General features: G+C 65.2%; 19 protein-coding genes and 1 pseudogene. 2 read left to right on the top strand and 18 right to left on the bottom strand.

The window, feature by feature from the left end:
* Nucleotides 1–57 precede the first annotated feature (57 nt).
* The 14 genes and pseudogenes from C6P61_RS11915 to mhpA form a co-directional block, all read right to left on the bottom strand.
* Nucleotides 58–1,110, bottom strand: a complete 1,053-nt coding sequence (locus C6P61_RS11915) for a hypothetical protein (RefSeq protein WP_105730151.1) — start codon at nucleotides 1,108–1,110, stop codon at nucleotides 58–60.
* 127 nt (nucleotides 1,111–1,237) lie between these two features.
* A complete protein-coding gene (locus tag C6P61_RS11910; RefSeq protein ID WP_105730150.1) occupies nucleotides 1,238–2,005 on the bottom strand; it encodes a hypothetical protein in 768 nt (255 codons plus the stop codon).
* Nucleotides 2,006–2,010: 5 nt separating this feature from the next.
* Nucleotides 2,011–3,033, bottom strand: coding sequence for an ATP-binding protein (locus tag C6P61_RS11905; protein WP_105730149.1), 1,023 nt, complete (start codon nucleotides 3,031–3,033; stop codon nucleotides 2,011–2,013).
* Nucleotides 3,033–5,036 (bottom strand): hypothetical protein, encoded by a 2,004-nt coding sequence (locus C6P61_RS18005; RefSeq protein WP_105730148.1) that lies wholly within the window; start codon nucleotides 5,034–5,036, stop codon nucleotides 3,033–3,035. The genes C6P61_RS11905 and C6P61_RS18005 overlap by 1 nt, the downstream gene beginning before the upstream one ends.
* A 351-nt stretch (nucleotides 5,037–5,387) precedes the next feature.
* On the bottom strand, nucleotides 5,388–5,981 hold the full coding sequence (locus C6P61_RS11895; protein WP_105730147.1) for an adenine nucleotide alpha hydrolase family protein: 594 nt from the start codon (nucleotides 5,979–5,981) through the stop codon (nucleotides 5,388–5,390).
* A gap of 105 nt (nucleotides 5,982–6,086) precedes the next feature.
* Nucleotides 6,087–6,158 (bottom strand): annotated as a pseudogene (locus tag C6P61_RS18190) (4Fe-4S dicluster domain-containing protein); the annotation flags it as partial.
* Nucleotides 6,159–6,214: 56 nt separating this feature from the next.
* Nucleotides 6,215–6,799 carry a hemerythrin domain-containing protein gene (locus tag C6P61_RS11885; protein WP_105730146.1) on the bottom strand — a complete coding sequence of 195 codons (585 nt, stop codon included), beginning with the start codon at nucleotides 6,797–6,799 and terminating at the stop codon, nucleotides 6,215–6,217.
* 100 nt (nucleotides 6,800–6,899) lie between these two features.
* Nucleotides 6,900–7,784: a SphA family protein gene (locus tag C6P61_RS11880; RefSeq protein ID WP_105730145.1), complete on the bottom strand. Its 885-nt coding sequence runs from the start codon at nucleotides 7,782–7,784 to the stop codon at nucleotides 6,900–6,902.
* Between the two features lie 125 nt (nucleotides 7,785–7,909).
* Nucleotides 7,910–8,980, bottom strand: coding sequence for a branched-chain amino acid ABC transporter permease (locus tag C6P61_RS11875; protein ID WP_105730144.1), 1,071 nt, complete (start codon nucleotides 8,978–8,980; stop codon nucleotides 7,910–7,912).
* Between the two features lie 13 nt (nucleotides 8,981–8,993).
* The gene (locus C6P61_RS11870; protein ID WP_211296977.1) at nucleotides 8,994–9,848 is read right to left on the bottom strand and encodes a branched-chain amino acid ABC transporter permease; all 855 of its coding nucleotides are present in this window, start codon (nucleotides 9,846–9,848) and stop codon (nucleotides 8,994–8,996) included.
* A gap of 5 nt (nucleotides 9,849–9,853) precedes the next feature.
* On the bottom strand, nucleotides 9,854–10,555 hold the full coding sequence (locus C6P61_RS11865) for an ABC transporter ATP-binding protein (protein ID WP_105730143.1): 702 nt from the start codon (nucleotides 10,553–10,555) through the stop codon (nucleotides 9,854–9,856).
* Between the two features lies 1 nt (nucleotide 10,556).
* Complete coding sequence (locus tag C6P61_RS11860; protein ID WP_105730142.1) at nucleotides 10,557–11,276, bottom strand: ABC transporter ATP-binding protein; 720 nt, start codon at nucleotides 11,274–11,276, stop codon at nucleotides 10,557–10,559.
* A 17-nt stretch (nucleotides 11,277–11,293) separates the two neighbouring features.
* Nucleotides 11,294–12,547: an ABC transporter substrate-binding protein gene (locus C6P61_RS11855; protein WP_105730141.1), complete on the bottom strand. Its 1,254-nt coding sequence runs from the start codon at nucleotides 12,545–12,547 to the stop codon at nucleotides 11,294–11,296.
* Between the two features lie 72 nt (nucleotides 12,548–12,619).
* Nucleotides 12,620–14,290: a bifunctional 3-(3-hydroxy-phenyl)propionate/3-hydroxycinnamic acid hydroxylase MhpA gene (gene mhpA / locus C6P61_RS11850; protein WP_280524146.1), complete on the bottom strand. Its 1,671-nt coding sequence runs from the start codon at nucleotides 14,288–14,290 to the stop codon at nucleotides 12,620–12,622.
* A 351-nt stretch (nucleotides 14,291–14,641) separates the two neighbouring features.
* On the opposite strand from mhpA, the gene C6P61_RS11845 reads away from it, so the two are divergent.
* The gene (locus C6P61_RS11845; RefSeq protein WP_105730153.1) at nucleotides 14,642–15,277 is read left to right on the top strand and encodes a TetR/AcrR family transcriptional regulator; all 636 of its coding nucleotides are present in this window, start codon (nucleotides 14,642–14,644) and stop codon (nucleotides 15,275–15,277) included.
* Between the two features lie 5 nt (nucleotides 15,278–15,282).
* Here C6P61_RS11845 and C6P61_RS11840 read toward each other — a convergent pair whose 3' ends face one another.
* The 4 genes from C6P61_RS11840 to C6P61_RS11825 are packed head-to-tail and all read right to left on the bottom strand — an operon-like array spanning nucleotide 15,283 to nucleotide 17,854.
* Nucleotides 15,283–16,359 carry a maleylacetate reductase gene (locus tag C6P61_RS11840; protein ID WP_211296976.1) on the bottom strand — a complete coding sequence of 359 codons (1,077 nt, stop codon included), beginning with the start codon at nucleotides 16,357–16,359 and terminating at the stop codon, nucleotides 15,283–15,285.
* Between the two features lie 35 nt (nucleotides 16,360–16,394).
* Nucleotides 16,395–16,694 (bottom strand): Dabb family protein, encoded by a 300-nt coding sequence (locus tag C6P61_RS11835; RefSeq protein WP_105730152.1) that lies wholly within the window; start codon nucleotides 16,692–16,694, stop codon nucleotides 16,395–16,397.
* A 9-nt stretch (nucleotides 16,695–16,703) separates the two neighbouring features.
* A complete protein-coding gene (locus C6P61_RS11830) occupies nucleotides 16,704–17,012 on the bottom strand; it encodes a YciI family protein (RefSeq protein ID WP_105730138.1) in 309 nt (102 codons plus the stop codon).
* Between the two features lie 11 nt (nucleotides 17,013–17,023).
* Complete coding sequence (locus C6P61_RS11825; protein WP_105730137.1) at nucleotides 17,024–17,854, bottom strand: intradiol ring-cleavage dioxygenase; 831 nt, start codon at nucleotides 17,852–17,854, stop codon at nucleotides 17,024–17,026.
* Between the two features lie 114 nt (nucleotides 17,855–17,968).
* Between C6P61_RS11825 and C6P61_RS11820 the strand changes: the two genes are divergently transcribed.
* Nucleotides 17,969–18,810 (top strand): LysR family transcriptional regulator (locus C6P61_RS11820; RefSeq protein WP_105730136.1); only part of this gene is annotated, 842 nt, incomplete at its 3' end.

Raw genomic sequence — 18,810 nt, 5'->3', positions numbered from 1 at the left:
AAGTCCATAACACGCTCTAGGATCGCGTACGGCCCCCTGCTGAGGCACCGTCCGACCTCACGTTGCATGGACCTTGCGCCGCTGCAGGTAAAGCCGAGTGATGTGGTCGACGGTGCTCGCACAGTGCCAGAACCCGAATCGCTGGCGCGCCCTTTCAACGTCGGCACGCTGCTCTTGTTCGGCGAGTTCATCGGCCACGCGCAGCGGCACCTGCGGTGGGATCGGGTTTGGAACACCCCCGAGGTCGTGCGTCCCGTAGACCTTCGCGTACTGCCGCACGCTCTGACGCAAGGCCTCGATGGCGCCCTGGGCGGTGTCGCCCATAGCATGGAGCCGATAGCTGCACAGCCTGGCCACGAAGCGTCCGCTCGACGTGAAAAGCCAGAACCGGGGGTGAATGTCGTGGAGGCCCAGCAGCCGGTGACAGCGCCATCGGACGGCGTCGGGCACGCAGGACAGGCTGACGGACCATCCCTCCTTTGGCGTCCAGGTCAGGCATGAGCCCCGGCAGGCCGCCTCGAGTGCCTGCCAGCGAAAAGTCTGGGCTTGCCTCACCTGCTCCCGGCGTTGTGCCTTGTCGGTGCGCGGCAGCGGCACCAGCCAATGCCGCTCGATCGACAGGGCCAGAAAGCGCAGCCGGCCCTCTGGCTGGCGGACCGCGACCCAGTCACAGAGGTCGGTCAGATCGGTCTTTTCCTCCCAGTTGGCCATGCCCGTGGCAGCGGCGGTCGCGGCTCTGGCCATGGCGTCATGCCACAGAGACAGCAGCGCTGCGCCGGCAATCTGGTAGTGCATCCAGTCTCGGACGGACTCGGGCCAGGGAGCACCGGATTGCGGGCAGGTTCCCGCGACGAAGCTGATGCGCTCGTGCAGCAGGTTGGCCTCAGGGCCAGGCTGCATGGGCGGTATCGGGATCTTCCGGTAAGGCCAGCGCCGGGCCTCGATGTCCGGCTCGATCCGGTGCGACCAGAGCATGTCGGCGTAGGACGTCAGGGCGTGGCGGCTGGTGCGCAGCAGTTGCGCCACCTCAAGCGGATTGGCCGACGCCTGGAACGCTGCCACCCAGCGATCCGACTGACGCACCACATGCCGGCGCAGGTAGCGGGCCATGCTGCGGTAGACCCAGGTGGCGGGACCCGCACTCCAATAGCTGGCCGCGCGTGAGGACTGAACCCGGGCGTTCTCCGGTGGCGGTGCCTGGCGCCGTGAGCCAGGCCGCTGCGGGAGATGCTCGCCTTCAGCCAGCCAGCCTGCCGCTGTCCGCCACCGCCAAGCAGCGGCGGTTCACTTCGGGCGGCCGCAGAAAGAGGCTCGGATAGCCAAAGCCCAGGGCCTCTCCCCACTGCGGCAGCAGGGTGGCCCAGGCACCATCCCAGCGCAGCTGCCACGCTCGGGATGCCACTTTCGGTCGGATGAGCGGGGCCATGCGCTCGAGCCATACCACGACGGGATCGAAGGCATGCGTCAGGGCGGGATCCAGCGTCGGCTGGCGGCAGGTCTCCCGCGTGAAGAAGACCAGCTGGCCGCAGACGCAGCTGCCCGCGTGGCTGTAGCCGGAGGCCCCGAGCCGTTCACTGAAATACCGGCCGCATGGGCAGCGATCGAGCAAAGCGGTGCCATGGATCGGGCAGCGGTCCAGCAGGCGCAAGGACAGCAGCGCCGAGTGGTAGCCCGCCGCCGTGCACTGCGGGCACAGGCGCAGGCCGTGGGTGAATAGAAACCGGGACCAGCCGGGCATGAACCCCAGGTGGGACCACCGGAACGCCTCGGGCGACTCCCCCAGCCATTGCGCGAGCTGCTGCGTATCGACAGGCAGCCCGTCGTTGTGCAGCAGATGCACGATCCGGTGGTTGGCGGACGACGAACCGATCACCCGCTCCGGGCCGTCTGGCAGCTCGCCACTGGAGAGCAGGTTCAGCGCGATCACGCGCAAGACGGTATGCCACAGCGACGCATAGGGCAGCACGGTGCCCGGGTACCAGGTGAGGTGGGGCGTGCCGTCCATCGCCGCTACCCGGGATCCCGTCCCTTGTTCAGCCTGGGCGCCACGGCAGAGACGAGGGCCATCAGGGTCTTGTGGCCGCAGCCCGCCACGATGGAGCGCATCGACTGCGCGCCGGTCACATCACGCCAGTCGGCGCCGCCCGCGATGCGCAGCAGCACATGCCGGCAGCTCATGGCGATGGTCTGCATGGGAAATTCGTGCGGACCCTGGTAACGGGACGGGAGCTCGTCGAGCATGGCCTGCAGGAGGGCCGGCGCATGTGCCTCCATACGGAAACCCTCGGCCCAGGCGCGCGGGGCGATCCCTGCCGTGAAGGACTGGCCCGAGCCCGGAGGCCATTCGGTGGCGTGGTCGTAGCCGGACATGATGAAGGCTAGCTCATCGAGCCCGCACACGCCGCGGAACCGCTCGGTGGCCAGCATGAAGCGCGCGGCGACATGGGCACCCCCGGACAATGCCATCCCGATGGGCTCGTCGAAAAACTGCACCGAGGCCACGCAAAACACGCACAGGCGGACATGCTCCTGCTCCAGGCGGCTGTGCAACTGGACCAGCCACTGCCACTCGCGGTCGGTCATGCTCTGGGCCTCATCGATGACCAGCACCATGAAGCGCCCGCCTCCCTGGGCCGCCAGTTGTGTCCAGCGCTGCACCAGCATCTCAAGCCGGGCCGGGACACCGCGCGCGGCCCGTGCCAGCGGGTGCCTGCTGGCTTCCAGCAAATGCATGTAGAACGTCCCGACCGACTGGTTCGCCGACTCGGCGGTGTGACTCCAGATGACCAGCGGGACATAGCCACCATAGCGGTCCGCCAGCAGCGACTGCAGCCAGTGGTTCACGGCGCTGGACTTGCCAAATCGCGAGGGCCCGTAGATCACGGCCCCGTTGAACCGGTCGTCGATCCAGCCCGCCAGGGACTCGACCATGTGCTGGATGGGCGGTGTGAACAGCGAGTAGTCCATCGTGACCAGGGGGTGGTCGCGCGGCAGGTCGCGTGGCACCAGGGGAGCCGGTGGGTAGGTGTCCATCACCAGGTCTTGGCCATCTGCATGGGAGGCAGCTTGCGGCGAGGCTGGCCGGTCTCCGTGGCCGATCCAGCCTCTGGCGCTGCCGCCTCTGGTGGCCCGTCTTCCCTGGGCTGGGCAATGAGGTCCTCGTCCCTGAGCTTGTCCGCGTGCGACTGGAGCACGCGCCGGGCTTCGAGGTAGGCCGGGTGGGGCTGAAGCTTCTTGTCGGCCGAGTGCTCGGCGTATCGGATGAGTTCCTCGACGGCATCGCACTGGCTGGAGAGATAGAGGAGCCGGCGCTTGTCCAGGGACCGGATGGCCTGGCGCATGTAGAGAGTGTGTGGCGTCAGATGCCACGGTGGCGCCGCCCTCACGGCACCGAGGAACAGTCCCTGCTGGGTGGACACCGTGGCCCAGCGCGCGTCGTCCTCGTCCTCGATCTGCAGCCAAAAGTCCTGGCCGACCAGGTCCGGTCGCAAGCAAAGCCATTCGGCCGAGTAGCGCGCATTGGCAAAGTTGAAGTGCGGACGCCGACCCGTGTTCGCTCCGCCATGCAAGGTGCACAGGCGCCGGATCCCGACCATACGCCTGACCTGCATCGGATCGGCCTGACGGATGGGGGCGTCCCGCTCGTTGCAGATGAAGTCCAACTGGGCCAGAGGACTGCGGTAGCCCAGCCCGGAGTGCGGCGTGGCGTTGTAGTTGGCGATGAGGGTATCGAGCAGCTCCTCGGCGTATTCCAGCTGGAACTGGGTGGCCTGCGCGGCCCGGTCCGGGTCGTTGCCGCGCCTGTCCAGCGGCGAGCTGCCGGTCGTGGTGGAGAGCCGGTGAAACCCGCCTTGTGCCAGGTGCTTGAAGAAGGACTCGATGAACGGACGGTCGTCCGTGCTGCGCCGGCTGGTGTAGCTGGCCGGATCCTGGGGCTTGAGGACGGTGGCGCCGACCACCTCCCGCAGCGGCTGCTCGACCCGGGCGCAGACATTGGCCATGGCGCCGTCGACGCTGAACTCGTTCCAGCAAGCCCCCAAGTAGCGGGGGTGGCGTGCCGAAGGCAGGCCGGCCTCGGGAACGTAGGCGTGCTGGCTGAACTGGAGCTTGCGCGGCGACCACGGCGACAGCGCGCACTTGATCGCCCGCAACACATCTTCGGCGCCGCATTCCCGGTGCAGGCTCAGGAAGTAGCCCAGAACGGCCCTTGAGGCCACCTCGATGATGACGATCACCCACAGGCGGTGGATGGTCCTGGGTTCGTAGCCCCCGTGGGGCGAAGGCACCATCACGACCATCCTGGCGTCGAGCTTGTGGGCATCACATTCGACGCGGTCAAAGCCCTGCAGTTCGGGGCGTCTGGTGCCATCCCCTGCCCTGGCCTTGCGCACGGCCTGCTGACCGCCGAGGAGCTGGCGCGCGCGTACCGGATCCTCGCTGTAGACCTTGTCGATGAAGCGGCCGATGGTGACATAGCCGAGCCGCTGGACGTTGAAGGGCCACTCGCCCCGGCGCTCGTAGCCCAGCGAGCGCAGTTCCTTGATGAACCACTGAAACAGCTCCTGCTTGGAGCGTCGGGCGCCTGCGAGCGCGGCGGGCCTGGCCAGGATCTGTTGTCTGAACCTGGCCTCGATCTCCCGCCCGGATTCAGAGGCAAACAGCCAGCCCAGGGCGCCGACGGCACCGCCGCTGCCCGGGTGTATGTGGATGCCGGCCTTTCTCTCGTAGCCGTGGATCCGGAAAAAGGGAAGCGCGCCTCGCCAGCCCAGCAGGGTTCCGTCCTCGTGCTGGGCCAGGCAGCGGTTAGCGATAAGCCTGTAGACGACGGGGATCGTCAGCCCGGTGGCGGCCTTCAGTTCGGCTTCGCTCGCATGAGCGACATACATCCGAATGGCCTGCTTGCGCTTGAGAAAGAGGCTGCGGCGCTCTGGGGATAGCGCGTCCTCGTCAACGGGTACCCAGGACGCCAGATCCTCCAGCGTGAGCGAGGCGGTGGCGCGAGCCTTGCGGCTGCCGATCCTTGGAAGCTCTGCCATAGGTCCCCCCCCAGTGGCGCAACAAGGAACCCAATTTAGTTGAATCGCAGATCTATTGCTAGTTTTAGTTGCAGTCCAGGGCCACTGACCGGGCCCTCGGCGAGCGACTTTCCCTCTGAGGGAGGATGACACGGTATTGTCAAATTTAGTTGCGTGAACGTCCGCCGCTCACGCAACTAAATCCGACAATACTCTGCAACTAATTTTGTTCTAGAGGCGGCGAAGGGCGGTGCCGGCCGTGGCCTGGAGCCGATAGGTGCACAGCCTGGCCACGAAGCGTCCGCTCGACGTAAAAAACCAGAACCGGGGTCAATGCCCTGGAGGCCTAGCAGTCCCTGACTCAGAGGTCATTCAGGCTGCCAAAAGTTCAGGACAAGCGCCCTTGGCGTGCTTAACCCTGATGATCGGGCTTATGCGTGAATCGACTATCGCCTTTACACCCTCGATCGTTGCTGTCCCACCTTGACCTGCCGCGTCGAAGCCCGTGGTCTGCACCGTCAACACTTTGATTTCACCGCGGCTCTGCGAAGTCGAGATCGCGTTGCCGACATCATTGAGCAGCTCGAAAGAATTCAGAGAAAGGAATCCCCTAACGTCACTGACTGGTGACACACCAAGCATAGACGCTACTCTCGCAGCGACGCGCTCACCCCACGCCGTCGTCGGCAACAGGATATGGCTGCAGTCTTGCGAGATCGCCAGCACCTGGGCCGCGATGTTATCGACCAATCCATGGGCCAAGAATTTACCTTCAGCGTAAATGACTCTCGCCACGCCTGAAACTCTGGTAGCGGCGATGGCCGCGTCCGCAGCCTGCTGACCCGCCACGAGGAGATGAACCTCACCGGATCCCAGCAAGACAAGTTCAGAGGCTGCGGTGATTGCGTGCAAGGTCTCGCCCTTGAGTGAGGTGCTGTCGTGTTCGGCAACGACGAGGACTGTCATGTCATGCTCTCCCGTTCTGTTCTTCTTTTTAAATTGGTGACAAGGTTCAAGCACCCTGACGTAGTTAGGCCCGCCATCGCCCTCGGGCCTGACTCAGACGGTGTTCTACGTAGAGTCCTTGATGTCGTTGGTCATGCAATGCACGCAGTTCTGCGCGTTGATCACCAGCTCATGGCCAAGAGGGAAGCGCACTAAGCAGGCCTCGAAGATCCCAGTACTGGTGTACCGCTGAATCAGTCGCCCAGACCGATCGGGGCTGGCGCTTCGCGTGCGATGCGCTGGAACAGCTTCGCGTATTGCGCTGTCGGCGGATAGCGCCCTGTCAGAGGATCGCGGTTGGCACCGAAGTCCTGGTCCAGCTCGGACCAGTCCTGGGCAGTGAAGGTCGCCTCGGCCGCCGGCAGGATATCGCGCTCCTCGATTCGCATATGCTCGAGATAGAAGCCCACATAGCGGGCCAGCGCTTCGGTGAATGCCGCCCGCCTGCCTTCGCCCAGCAACTCCCAGGCCAGGAGCAGATGCTGCAATTCACGCACGGCTGCCTCCCCGCGCTGGTGATCCTGGTCCAGCCTGGCAATGGCAGGGCATGTCTGTGGCGACCGGAGCGCCACGCGCGGGAAAAGCTGATCGCTTTCCTTGGGATGATGGATGCGCTCGGGGAATTCGTCGATGTAGAACAGCATCGCGCGCACGCTATCAAAAAAGCGATTGGCATCATCCCCCGGCCCCTGCCTGACCAGCATGGCCAGGGATTGAAGCAAGGCGGACAAGGCCTGATGTTCGTCGCGGATCACGCTCAGGGTGACTGGAGCACTCATTTATCTACCTCAGTAAGACAGTCGCTGCAACGCCGTGGCCGAACCGGCATGGGTAGCCGGACTGCCAAAGCAGTCCAGCCTCGAAGCCTGCTTGGTAATATCAGAGCGGGAACACCGCCTTGACCCACAGCGCATCGCCCTGGACACCGTTCTTGACCTCGACTTCCTTTTGCCACTTGGCCGTCACGAACCAGCCCTTGCCGCTGTCGTACTTGACGTTGGGGCCGATGGCCATGCCGCGGTACTTGTTGTCGCCCGCCGCACCGGAGCCCGAGTCACCCGTCACCTGCTGCTTGTAGTAGCCGCCGACGCCCAGCACCCAGCCGTTGCCCAGGCCCCAGCCGGCGGCATAGTCGAAGTGGAACTCGTTGCCGGAGCGGTACTTCGTGTCGTCATTGCGCTGGTTGATCAGGTAGCCCAGCTTGAGGTCGCCGTTGAAGCCCTTCGGGTCGATGTAGCTCAGCGCGTAGACCGGCTCGATGGCGGCGTAGTTGCGGCCGATGTTGGCGATGTCGCCCTTGTCGTAGTCGCCGGTCGGCAGGTAGGCATCGAGCGCGGCGACGCTGTGCAGATTCGGGCTATGGTGGTAGCCCAGCGCCAGGCCGACCGTGAGGTCGCCCAGGCCCGACTTGCTCTGGGTGCCGCCCGGGGTGCTGACCTTCAGATCGACCAGCGGGGCGATGACGTGAGCAGCCAGATCGCCACCCATCACCTTCTGGCCTGTCACCCAGACCAGGCGCGGCGCGACCACGTTGGCGCGCACCTTGAAGCCCGGCACATGCAGGTCGTTACCGTCCTGGTCGTTGACGCGGTCGGCACTGTAGTGGTTGCCGAACACCATGCCGTAGAGGCCGGGCGGCGGTAGCGCACCGGACATGAAGTTCTCGGTACCGTGCGGGTAGACGGAGCCGCCGCCTTCAGTGGCGTGGACGGTACCGAGGGTGGCGAGCAGCACGGCGGCGGCGATCAGATTGCGATGGATCATTGTTGTCTCCTGACTTGTGTTGGAACGTGGGGGAACTCGGCCCTGTCGAAACAGGTCCGTCACAGCCTTGGCGGTGAGTGGTGGCTGAGCCGCCCGCCCCCTTTGGCCGGGCAGCTCGCAAGATTTCAGGCGGTGGCGCTGGCCGGCTTGGCGGCGGCAGCAGGCACTGCGCCAGGCCGGGGTTTCGGGCTGCTGGCAGCAGCCTGGGTCAGCACCAGCCGGCGCGCGGTCGGGAACAGCGTCCAGCCCCAGCGCTGCTGGGCATAGCCCCACAGGCCCTGCTTGAAGTAGATCGTCACGACGATGGCCAGCAGACCCAGGCCGATCAGGTACCCGCTGCCGTAATCGCTAAAGAGCTTGTTGAGCGCCCAGAAGATCAGCGCGCCGACCAGCGGACCCTCGATGCGGCCGATGCCGCCGATGATGACCATGAAGATCGCGAACGCCGTCCAGTTGACGCTGAAGGCAGCATCCGGGCTGATGCGCAGGTTGCCGACGAAGTACAGGGCACCTGCCAGGCCGGCACCGAAGGCCGCGACCGCGTAGACCGCCAGCTTCATGCGGTCCACCGCGATGCCCTGGGAGCGCGCGGCGACCTCGTTGTCGCGGATCGCCAGCAGGGCCAGGCCCTGCTTGCTGCGCAGGAACAGGTAGACCAGCGCAATCGAAGCGACCACGCAAGCCAGCGCCATCCAGTAGGTGGTGGACTCGCGGGTGGCCTTGTCGATGCCGCGCAGCGCGGTCAGCGTGGTGCCTGAGCCGCCCCCCACCGCCGAGATGTTGGACACGCTCAGGCGAAACACCTCGGCAATGACCCAGGTGCCGATCGCGAAGTAGCCGCCCTGCAGCCGAAAGGCAATGCGCGAGACGGGAATCGCTATCAGGCCGGCAACCAGCGCACCCAGCAGCACGCTAAGGAAGGGATTGACCCCGGCGAAGTTGCCCAGCGCGAGCATCACGTAGCCGCCCAGGCCGAAGAAGGCCTGCTGCCCGATCGAGACCATGCCGCCGTAGCCGGCCAGCAGGTTCCACATCATCGCAAAGATGAAATAGCAGGCGATCTGCACGAAGTCGCGCATCCAGCTCGATTCGCCCCAGAGCGGCAGGCTGGCCGCCAGGGCGACCAGGACCAGTGCGGCGAAGGCCAGCGCCTGGCTGGCGCGCGTGCCGCGCACCACGGTGTAAGCAGTAGTCATGGGATGGATCTCCTCAGCCACGGGTCTTGGGGAACAGGCCCTGCGGGCGCAGCACCAGCACGGTCAGGAACATCAGGTGGCCGGCCCAGATGCCCCAGCCGGGATCCAGGCGAAAACCCACCTGCTGGGTCAGCCCGAGCAGCATGGCGCCGGCCAGCGTGCCCCAGAAGCTGCCCATGCCGCCCATGATCACGGCCTCGAAGGCGAACAGCAGCAGCATCGGACCGTCGGCCGGTGCCACCGTCGTACGCATGCCCTGCAGCGTGCCCGCCAGCCCGACCAGCACGAACGCCAGTGCGGTGGCCAGCGCGTAGACCTGGCGCGACTTCAGTCCCATCAGTTCGGCGATCTCGCGATCGTCCGAGACGGCACGGAAGGACCGGCCCAGCGCGGTGTGGTTGAACAGCCACTGCAGCCCGGCCGTCGCGGCCACAGCCAGCGCCAGGATGGTCAGCGGCAGCACGCCCACCGACAGGCTGTCGGTGACGGCCCAGCTGAGCTGGTCGAAGCCACCGCTGTCGATGGAGCGCGGGTCGGCCGAGAACAGCTCCAGCAGCAGGTTCTGGATCACGATCGACAGGCCGAAGGTCACCACCAGCGAGGGCAAGGGGTCCTTGCCCAGCGTGCCGTTGAGCACGACCCGCTGCATGGCATAACCCGCGACCCAGGCCAGCGGCAGCGTGGCCAGCAGCGCGACCCAGGGCGCCAGGCCCAGCGCAACCAGAGCCAGCGAGCTGAAGGCCCCCAGGATCAGGAAGTCGCCGTGCGCGGTATTGGTCAGGCGCATGACGCCGAACATCAGGGATTGGCCGAGCGCGAACAGCCCGTAGAGGCCGCCGAGCAGCAGGCCCTGTACTAAGGTTTCCATGGGATTCAGACTCCGAAATAGGCTTGGCTGATCTGCTCGCGGCTCAGCTCGCTGGAGGCACCCTGCAGCGAGACCCGGCCTTCCTGGAAGCAGTACAGGCGTTGCGAGACCTGGCGCGCCATCGTCACGTCCTGCTCGACGATCACCACCGTCATGCCCTCGGCGGTGATGGCCGGCATGGCCTGGTAGATCTCGCGGATCACGATCGGCGCCAGGCCCAGCGAGAGCTCGTCGCACAGCAGCACCTCGGGGTTGCTCATCAGCGCGCGACCCATCGCGACCATCTGTTGCTGTCCGCCCGAGAGCGAGGTGCCGGGGGCTGCACGCTTCTCTTCGAGGATCGGGAACATCTGATACAGGCGCTTGAGGCTCCAGGGGCCCTTGCGGCCGGCGTTGGCGCCCATCAGCAGGTTCTCCTCGACACTGAGCGAGGGAAACAGGCGACGGCCCTCGGGCACCATGGCCAGGCCCTGGCGCACGATGTCGCCCGGTGACTGGCCGCCCACGGGCTGACCCTTCCAGCGGATCGCCTCGGGCTTGGCCTTGACCAGGCCGGTCAGGCACTTGAGGAAGGTCGACTTGCCCGCACCGTTGGCGCCGATGATCGCGACCAGTTCGCCCGCGTTGAGCTCGAAGTCGATGCCGAACAGCGCCTGCGCGTCGCCGTAGAAGGCCTGCAGGTCTTGGGTTTGCAGCAATGCCGTCATGTCAGACCTCCATCCCCATGTAGACGCGCTGGACTTCGGGGTCGTTCATCACGTCGTGCGGCTTGCCCTCGGCCAGCTGCTGGCCGAAGTTGATGACGAACAGCCGGTCGGCGACCGACAGCAGCGCGTGCACCACATGCTCGATCCAGATCATGGTCACGCCGGTGGCCTTGATGCGCTTGAGCTCATCGACCAGTTCGGCGGCCTCGTGCTCGGTCAGGCCGCCGGCGATCTCATCGAGCAGCAGCAGCTCCGGGCCGGTGGCCAGCGCGCGCGCGAGCTCGAGCCGCTTGCGGTTGAGCAGGGTCAGCGAGCCGGCCGGCTTGTTGGCGTGCGGCATCAGGCCGGTCTGCTCCAGCACATGAACCGCCTGGTCCCAGGCCTGCGACTCGGTCTTGCCGCCGCCGAAGCTGGCGGCCGTGACCAGGTTCTCGAACACGCTCATGTTGCCGAAGGGCTGGGGCACCTGGTAGCTGCGCCCGATGCCGCGCCGGCAGCGCAGGTGCGGCGGCAGCGCCGTCACGTCCTGGCCGTCGTACTCGATGCGGCCGGCGTTGACGCTCGCGTCACCCGAGATCAGGTTGAACAGCGTGGTCTTGCCGGCCCCGTTGGGGCCCAGGATGCCCAGGGTTTCGCCCTTGTTCACCGACAGCGTGATGTTGTCGGTGACCTTGAGCGCCCCGTAGGACTTGCTGACGGCGTGCAATGCGAGCAATGGCATGACAGTGTCCCGCCGGCTCACAGGGGCTTGAGCTTGCCGCCCAGGGGAATCGCGGGGGCAGCCTCGTTGTTGACGATGGTCAGCTCGTACTTGAACTTCTTGCCCTTGCTCCACTGGCCCAGCACCAGCGGGGTCTTGCTGACGTTCTTGAACGGACCCTGACCGCCCCAGGCCACGTCGCCCACGACCGTCTTCAACTTGCTCGACGCCACGGCGTTGCGCACATCAGCGGGCTTGAGCGACTTGCTGCGCTTCAAGGCATCGGAGGCCACCTCGAACAGGGCATGGGCAAAGCCCAGCGGTTGCGTCCATTGCTTCCTGGAGCTGGCCTCGTAGGCTTCGGCCAAGGACTGGGAACTCTGGCCTGTCAGGCTCGACTTGAACGGATGCGCTGGACTCCACCAGACTTCGGTCGTCAGGCCTTCGCCGAGATCACCGAGCGCCTCGATCGCGAGCGGATGCATGATCGCCTTGCCAAAAGTCACCACCTTGGGCTTGAAGCCCTGCTGCCGGGCCTGGGTCAGGAAGGTCTTGGCATCCGGCGGAATGATCACGCCGGCGACGATCTCGACCCCGTCGCGCTTGAAGGCGGCGATCTGTGCGCTGAAGTCCTGGGTGCCGCTCTGGAAGCGGCCCGGGTCGGTCAGTCCGAAGCCCATCTGCTTGAGCGGCTTGGGGAAACCCAGCTCCTTGTCGCCCCAGGCATTGCCGTCGCCATCGTTCGGGAACAGGGCACCCACCTTCTTGTTGGTCGGCAGGCTCTTCCAGCCATTGGTGAAGTTGGCGATCACGTCTTCCAGGCCCCAGAACAGGTGATAGGTCCAGTCGAAGCCCGACTTCGGATTACCCTGGCGACCAAAGAACCAGGGCTGCCAGGGCACCACGCTAGAGATGCAGGGCACCTCGTTGAGCTCGGCCGCGTCGCTGACCGGGTTCGCCGTCTCGGGGGTGCCGGCAGTCAGCAGCAGTGCGACCTTGTCCTTCAGGATCAGGTCGTTGGCCACCTCACCGGCTCGGTTCGGATTCGACTGGCTGTCCTTGAGGATGATCTGGACCTCGTGCTTCTTGCCACCAATGACGATGCCGTCCTTGAAAGCGATCTTCATCTGGTCGATCACCCATTTGTCCGCCTCGCCGAACGATGCCAGGGCACCGGTCTGCGGCGACACATAGCCGATCTTGACGGTATCAGCCGCCCAGACAAGGGAAGTGGTGCCAAGCAGGGCGGCTGCCGCCATGCCCTGGGTGAAATGCCTGCGCTGGATGTTCATTCTTGTCTCCTGTTTGTGTTGTGATCGCTCTATGCGGCCTCCCGACGCATCTGGCCGGGAGGCCTGCCACCGTCAGGCGATTGCCAGCTCGGCGCTGGTCAGATGCAGGTGGCGCATGACTTCGTCAATACGCTGCTGCAGGTCTTCGGCGCTGTTCGCTGTCGCAGCTACGTAGAAGTCGGGACGCAGCAGCACGTAGCGCGCATTGATGCCACCCAGCCACCTGGCGTAAGTGCCCTCGATGTCGACGGCATCGCAAGCGGTGCCGGGCGCGCCAATCCTGACCGTGAAGCCTTCAAGTTGCGCCAGTTGTTCGCGCTGCTCTTCGATCAGCGCAGCGGCCGGGTCGGCATCGAGCCCGATCACTATCCAGCCCTGGCCGACCACCTGGTCGAAGCGGTCGCGCTTACCATTCGCCTCCACCACGCCCTGAACTGACAGCTCGCCGGCATGGGGGGTATCGGCGCACCAGGCACCCTGCCCCAGCTGGCAGACATCGGTCGGCACCGGCTGGTTGTTGCGCGCCACCAGATCGGCCTTCATGCGGGCATCGCGTTCGGCCGCTTCCTGCTCGTCGGTGATGCAGATGATCTTGCCCAGCTCCTGGCTGAAGTCGATGTAGTGCTTGGCATGCTCCAGGCGCTCGCTGGTGTAGCTGTCCAGGATCTCGGGACCGAACTTGCCTTCCAGGATGCCGTTGAGGCGCCAGGCCAGCGCGACTGCATCACGGGTGCCGGCGCACAGGCCTTCGCCGGCAAACGGCGGCATCAGGTGGGCGGCATCCCCGGCCAGCGCACAGCGGCCCTGGTTCCAGGACTTGGCCCAGCGCGCCTGGAAACGGTAGACAGCACTGCGCTCGAGCTCGGCGTTGTCAGGATTCAGGCCCCAGGGCTTGAGCAGCTCCCAGGCCTTCTCGGGTGTCTGCATCTCCTCGACGGATTCGCCCGGCAGCACCATGTACTCCCAGCGGCGGCGACCGGGGCCGCCCGGCACGATAGTGGTCGGACGCTTGGGATCGCAGAGCTGCCACTGGGCTGGCTCGGTCTCGTACTCGCCCTTCGGGATCATGTCCAGGATCAGCCAGTCGAAGAAATAGCCCTTGTCCTCATTCTGGATGCCGAGCGCTTCGCGGACGAAGCTGTTGGCGCCGTCGGCACCTGCGACATAGCGTGCGCGCAGCGTGCGTGTCTCGCCACCGGGGCCGACCTCGTCCGGATTGCGCTGCAGCTTGAGGTCGACGCCCTCGGCATCCTGGGCCAGCTCGGCGCCGATCCAGCCGCGCAGCTGGGTGATGTTGGGCAAGCTGTCGGCGATGCCGCTCAGGCGTGCTTCGAGATCCGGCTGGTTGAACCAGTAACGCACGCGCCAGCCTGAAGCCGAGGTGCTCTGCCAGTCGACGATCTGGATGTTCTCGCCCTGGGTGTTCTTCCAGTAATACAGCTCGTCGTGGTAGTTGATGGCCGGATCGTTCTCGGAGTCGATGCCCAGCGTGGCCAGGATGCGGGCAATCTCGTGGTCGAAAGTCACGGCGCGTGGGCGGCCATAGGCCTGGCTCCAGCGCTCGATCAGCGTGACCTGCTTGCCCCGCTTAGCCAGCAGGATGGCGAGCAGCGTGCCGACCGGTCCGCCACCGACGATGGCCACATCGGCATCGAAGCCGTCGCGATGGGTATGGGATGAAACGCTCATTTCTGTCTCCTGTTCCAGGTTTCGTTTGAAGGATTCAAGTGCGACTCCTCGCACCGCCCTGCGCCGCTGCCATCTGTCTGACCCACCGGCTTCGGTGGCCTTGATCGCTTCGGCTTCAAGCTGGAACAGAATTTATCTCGTAAATGAATTATGTTCACATATGGTTAACCCTCATACAAGGTAGCAATTCACTTTTCCATTTTCTGGAAATGAAGCCTGCTATTCACCCCAAAATCTGGTCATTGGACTGCCGTAGCGGGTCCCAACCCGGCTGTTGGCAGGTTCGGAACAGGAGCTGCCCTAGGAAAAAAGGGGCTTTGCGATGTCGCGTCGAGCAGCTTGATAGGGGGTGATGCTCGCACTAGAATGCTCGTCATTCATGAATAGAATTTGAGCCAAGCCAAGATGTCAAGCCAAACCAGTGAACCCCTGGGCCGTGTGGCGCGCAGGCAGCAGCGCAACCGCGAGGCGCTGATCCGGGCTGCCAGCGCCGTCATGAGCGAAAAAGGCGTGGCTGCCGCCACCATGCTGGAAATTGCCGAGCGCGCGGATGTCGGCACGGGCACGGTCTACAACTACTTCAAGTCCAAGGACGAGCTGGCGATTGCCGTGCTGGAGGAGTTGATGCATGACCTGGCGCTGCGCATCGAGCAGGCGATGCAAGGCTTCGAGGACAAGGCCGAGGTCTATGCCTTCGGCATCCGCACGGTGCTGGAGACCGCGATCAGCGACCAGCGCTGGAAGCAGCTGCTCTATCGCTCGGAAGTGATTGCCGATGCGCTGTTCCGGGTCATGGGGCCTTATGCGATCAACGATATGCAGCGGGCCACTGCTGCGGGCCGCTTCCAGGTAGATGACCCCGCACTGGTCTGGCGGCTGACAGCCCATGCGATCGTCGGCATCGGCCTGGCCATCACGACCGATGCCGTCCCGCTGGCCTCGGTCGAGGCCATCGTCGTGCGCCTGCTGTGCATGACCGGCATTGGCGCGGACCTGGCCGTCGAGTTGGCGCAACGTCCGCGACCGGCCCTACCGGCCTGAACCGGTCAAGCCGGCCGGATACCCTCGAAGGCGTTTTGCAGCAGCTGGCGGATTTCGCCGCGCTGCGCAACGCCAAAAGGCCGCGGATTCCAGTACGGGTTGCTGACGGCGATGTCGGCCGCGCGGTCCAGCTCGGACTCCTTCATGCCGATGTCGCGCAGCGACACCGGCGCGCCGTTGTCGCATGCTAGGTCGAACAGCCCTGCAGCCGCGCTGGCACCGCCCTGCCCGCCGAGCGCACGGCCGATCCGGGCCATGGCCTGCGGCGCCGCATCGGCATTGAAGGCGATCGCCTGCGGCAGGATCACGGTGTGGACCTCGGCGTGCGGCAGGTTGAAGCTGCCGCCCAGCGTGTGGCAGAGCTTGTGGTGCAGCGCCATTCCGACATTGCCCAGCACCGAGCCGCACAGCCAGGCGCCGTAGAGCGCGTTGGTGCGGCCCTCGAGGTCGTCGCTCTGGCGCCGGATCGCGGGCAGCGCCTGCGCGATGGCGCGTATGCCCTCCTCCGCCATCAGGTCCATGACCGGATTGCTGTCCTGGGCGTAGAGGCCCTCGGCCGCGTGCGCGATGGCATTCATGCCGCTGGTCACGCTCATGCCGACCGGCAGCGTCAGGGTCAGCTCCGGGTCATAGATCACGGTGCGGGGCAGCACCCGGGAGTCACGGCCGGTCTTCTTGAGACCGGCTTCGGTGATGCCGTAAATCGGCGTCATCTCGCTGCCCGCATAGGTGGTCGGGATCGCCAGGATAGGCAAGCCCGACTCCATGGCGATCGCCTTGCCCAGGCCGGTAGTCGAGCCGCCGCCGATGGCGACGGCGCAATCGGCGCCCAGCTTCTGTGCCAGCTCACGGGCCTCGCGGGCGGTCTCGATCGGGACATGCATGACGGCGCGCGGGAAGATGCCCGCGGCCCGCGAAGCCAGACGGTCGGCCACCATCTGAGCCTGCTGCGACTGCTCGGGCGTGGACAGGATCAGGGCGCGCCGGGCGCCCAGCAAGTCGATCTCGCGCTCTAAATGGGCCAGCGAACCGGCACCGAACACGACCCGGGACGGTTGTCCGTTGTAGATGAAATCGCGCACTTTGTGTTCCTTGTTGTGTTGCATGACTACCGGACTCAGACGCGGTAATCCACCTGGTGCCGCGCAATGCGCAGCTCGCCCAGTTCGCGCTTGACGCGCAGGTGCTCAGGGTGCGAGGCGTAGGCATCGAGCGCCGACTGGGACTCGAACTCGCTGTAAAGCACCACATCGCAGGCGTAGTCGACCCTGCTGCTGTCGACGCCGATTTCCAGCGTCAGCAGACCGGGGATCTTGCCCCGCAGGCTGTTGAAGCTGCCCTTGAGCTGCTCGATGCCAGCGGCCTTTTCCTGTGCGGTATCCCCACGCAGGTTCCACATCACGATGTGTCGGATCATGGTCATACCTCAAGCCTGCGCCGGCGGAAAACCGGCCTTTTGCGGCCAGAGGTTCGAGAAGGCATGAACCGCCGTGCTGGCATAGAGCCCGGCCCGAGTGAAAGGCTCGGCGGCGAGCCAGGCCTGGGCCGCATCGCGGCTCGCGAAGTCGATCACCAGCAGGCTGCCGATCATCGACAGTCCGTCGTCATCGGTCAGCGGCCCGGCGAATGCAATGCGGTCTTGCACGGCAGCCAGGTAGCTCTTGTGCTCGGGCCGGACACTGGCGCGCAGATCGGCGCTGCCCGGCTTGTCCTGCAGGATGAAGGCAAACAGCATCTACTGCTCCTTCACTTGGCCGGGTTCAGGACGAAGTCGTATTCCATCTGGTAGCTGCCGTCGGGCTGCTGCACCCAGTCGCAGACCAGCGACTGCCGCACGCCGAAGACGGCGTCCGAATCCAGGTAGTCGCTGTGGTCGCGGAACACATGGGTGATCAAGGTCTCGTAACCCGGCGCGGTGACCATGAAGTGCAGGTGGGCCGGGCGCCAGGGGTGGCGGCCCGTCGCCTCGAGCATCGCGCCCACCGGGCCATCGTGCGGAATCGCATACGGCACCGCCACGATGGAGCGGAAATGGTAGCGGCCTTCGCTATCAGCCGTCAGGATGCCTCGTGCCTGGGCCTGTTCCAGGCCTTCATGCTGGACATCGTAGAGACCGTCCTCGTCGGACTGCCAGACGTCAAGCTGGGCGCCCGGCACCGGCTCGCCGTTGATTCCCCTGACCTGGCCGCGCACCCGGCAAAGCGTGCCCTTGGCGCCGTTGGCGATGTCAGCGCCGAGCTCATAGTGGGGCGCACCCTTGACGTGGAAGGGACCGAAGACGGTGGCCTCGGTGCAGCCGGCCGGCTTGTCGTTGTTCATCGCGACCGTCAGCGTCGACAGACCCAGCGTATCCGACAGCAGGATGAACTCCTGGCGCTTGTCGTTGGTGATGTGGCCGGTACGGGTCAGGAACTCGATGCCCTGGAACCATTCCTCCTCGGTCAGCTTGACCTCGCGGGCGAAGGCATGGAGATGCTGGACCAGACTGGTCATGATCTGCTTGAGGCGGGGATCGGTCGTGTTGGCAAAGCTGGCAATGACGGCTTGCGTGATGTTGTCTTGGTTCAGGTTGCGCATGGTGGTCTCCGGTTCGAATGGTGGGATGGCAAAAACCTGACCTCACTCTATAATTTCTTAAAACGGAGATAAAGTGGCAAAACCGGAATTTACTTTTCCGGAAAAAGGAAAACCATGGACAGACTGACCGAGCTGGAGTTGTTCGTCAAGATCGCGGAAAGCGGCAGCATGGGCCGGGCCGCGGAGTCGCTCGGGCTGTCCAACCCGGCGGCGAGCCGGTATCTGGCTGCCCTGGAAAACCGGCTCAAGGCCCGGCTGGTCGAGCGCAATACCCGCCGGCTGTACCTGACCAGCGAAGGCCAGGAGTTCTATGAGCGGGCCCGCCTCGTGCTGACCGAACTGCAGGATGCCGAAGCAGCGGTCAACCGCCACACCTTGAACCCCTCCGGCGTGCTCAAGATCAGCGCCTCGCTGTCGTTTTCGCTGCACCAGATAGCGCCCCGCCTCAAGCGCTATCACCAGCTCTATCCGAACGTGCGCGTCCATGTCGAGGCGGCCAACCGCTACCTCGACATGATAGACAACGGCATTGATGTCGCGATCCGCACACGGGAGTTCGAGCCCGACAGCAACATCATGATCCGTCGGCTGGGCTCGACCCGGCGCATCCTGTGCGCAGCGCCCAGCTACCTGGCCGCACGCAATCCGCCCAGGCAGCCGCAGGATCTGCTCAACCACGATTTCCTGGTCTATGTGCTGGCCAACAAGTCGAACGAGCTGCGACTGTCGCGCGGCAGCGAGGTTGAAACCATCACCGTCCAGGGACTGCTAGAGTCCAACGACGGCCAGGTGCTGCGCCAGGCCGCGCTCGACGGCATGGGCATCCTTGTGCAGCCCAGCTACATCGTCTACGACGACATCGTTGCCGGGCGGCTGGTACCGATCCTGAACGACTGGGACCTGCCAAGGCTGCAGATCAATATCGCTTATCCGAGCCGCAAGCACCTGTCGGCTAA

It is taken from the genome of Malikia spinosa (assembly GCF_002980625.1).
Taxonomy (GTDB): Bacteria; Pseudomonadota; Gammaproteobacteria; order Burkholderiales; family Burkholderiaceae_C; genus Malikia; species Malikia spinosa.
This window is presented reverse-complemented; position numbering and strand designations above follow the sequence as displayed.

Coding starts and splice junctions, on each gene's coding strand:
- C6P61_RS11835 (WP_105730152.1), bottom strand. CDS start 16,694: ATGATCCGACACATCGTGATGTGGAACCTGCGTGGGGATACCGCACAG.
- C6P61_RS11875 (WP_105730144.1), bottom strand. CDS start 8,980: ATGACTACTGCTTACACCGTGGTGCGCGGCACGCGCGCCAGCCAGGCG.
- C6P61_RS18005 (WP_105730148.1), bottom strand. CDS start 5,036: ATGGCAGAGCTTCCAAGGATCGGCAGCCGCAAGGCTCGCGCCACCGCC.
- C6P61_RS11845 (WP_105730153.1), top strand. CDS start 14,642: ATGTCAAGCCAAACCAGTGAACCCCTGGGCCGTGTGGCGCGCAGGCAG.
- C6P61_RS11905 (WP_105730149.1), bottom strand. CDS start 3,033: ATGGACACCTACCCACCGGCTCCCCTGGTGCCACGCGACCTGCCGCGC.
- C6P61_RS11870 (WP_211296977.1), bottom strand. CDS start 9,848: ATGGAAACCTTAGTACAGGGCCTGCTGCTCGGCGGCCTCTACGGGCTG.
- C6P61_RS11885 (WP_105730146.1), bottom strand. CDS start 6,799: ATGAGTGCTCCAGTCACCCTGAGCGTGATCCGCGACGAACATCAGGCC.
- C6P61_RS11880 (WP_105730145.1), bottom strand. CDS start 7,784: ATGATCCATCGCAATCTGATCGCCGCCGCCGTGCTGCTCGCCACCCTC.
- C6P61_RS11860 (WP_105730142.1), bottom strand. CDS start 11,276: ATGCCATTGCTCGCATTGCACGCCGTCAGCAAGTCCTACGGGGCGCTC.
- C6P61_RS11910 (WP_105730150.1), bottom strand. CDS start 2,005: ATGGACGGCACGCCCCACCTCACCTGGTACCCGGGCACCGTGCTGCCC.
- C6P61_RS11865 (WP_105730143.1), bottom strand. CDS start 10,555: ATGACGGCATTGCTGCAAACCCAAGACCTGCAGGCCTTCTACGGCGAC.
- C6P61_RS11830 (WP_105730138.1), bottom strand. CDS start 17,012: ATGCTGTTTGCCTTCATCCTGCAGGACAAGCCGGGCAGCGCCGATCTG.
- C6P61_RS11825 (WP_105730137.1), bottom strand. CDS start 17,854: ATGCGCAACCTGAACCAAGACAACATCACGCAAGCCGTCATTGCCAGC.
- C6P61_RS11855 (WP_105730141.1), bottom strand. CDS start 12,547: ATGAACATCCAGCGCAGGCATTTCACCCAGGGCATGGCGGCAGCCGCC.
- C6P61_RS11915 (WP_105730151.1), bottom strand. CDS start 1,110: ATGGCCCGCTACCTGCGCCGGCATGTGGTGCGTCAGTCGGATCGCTGG.
- C6P61_RS11895 (WP_105730147.1), bottom strand. CDS start 5,981: ATGACAGTCCTCGTCGTTGCCGAACACGACAGCACCTCACTCAAGGGC.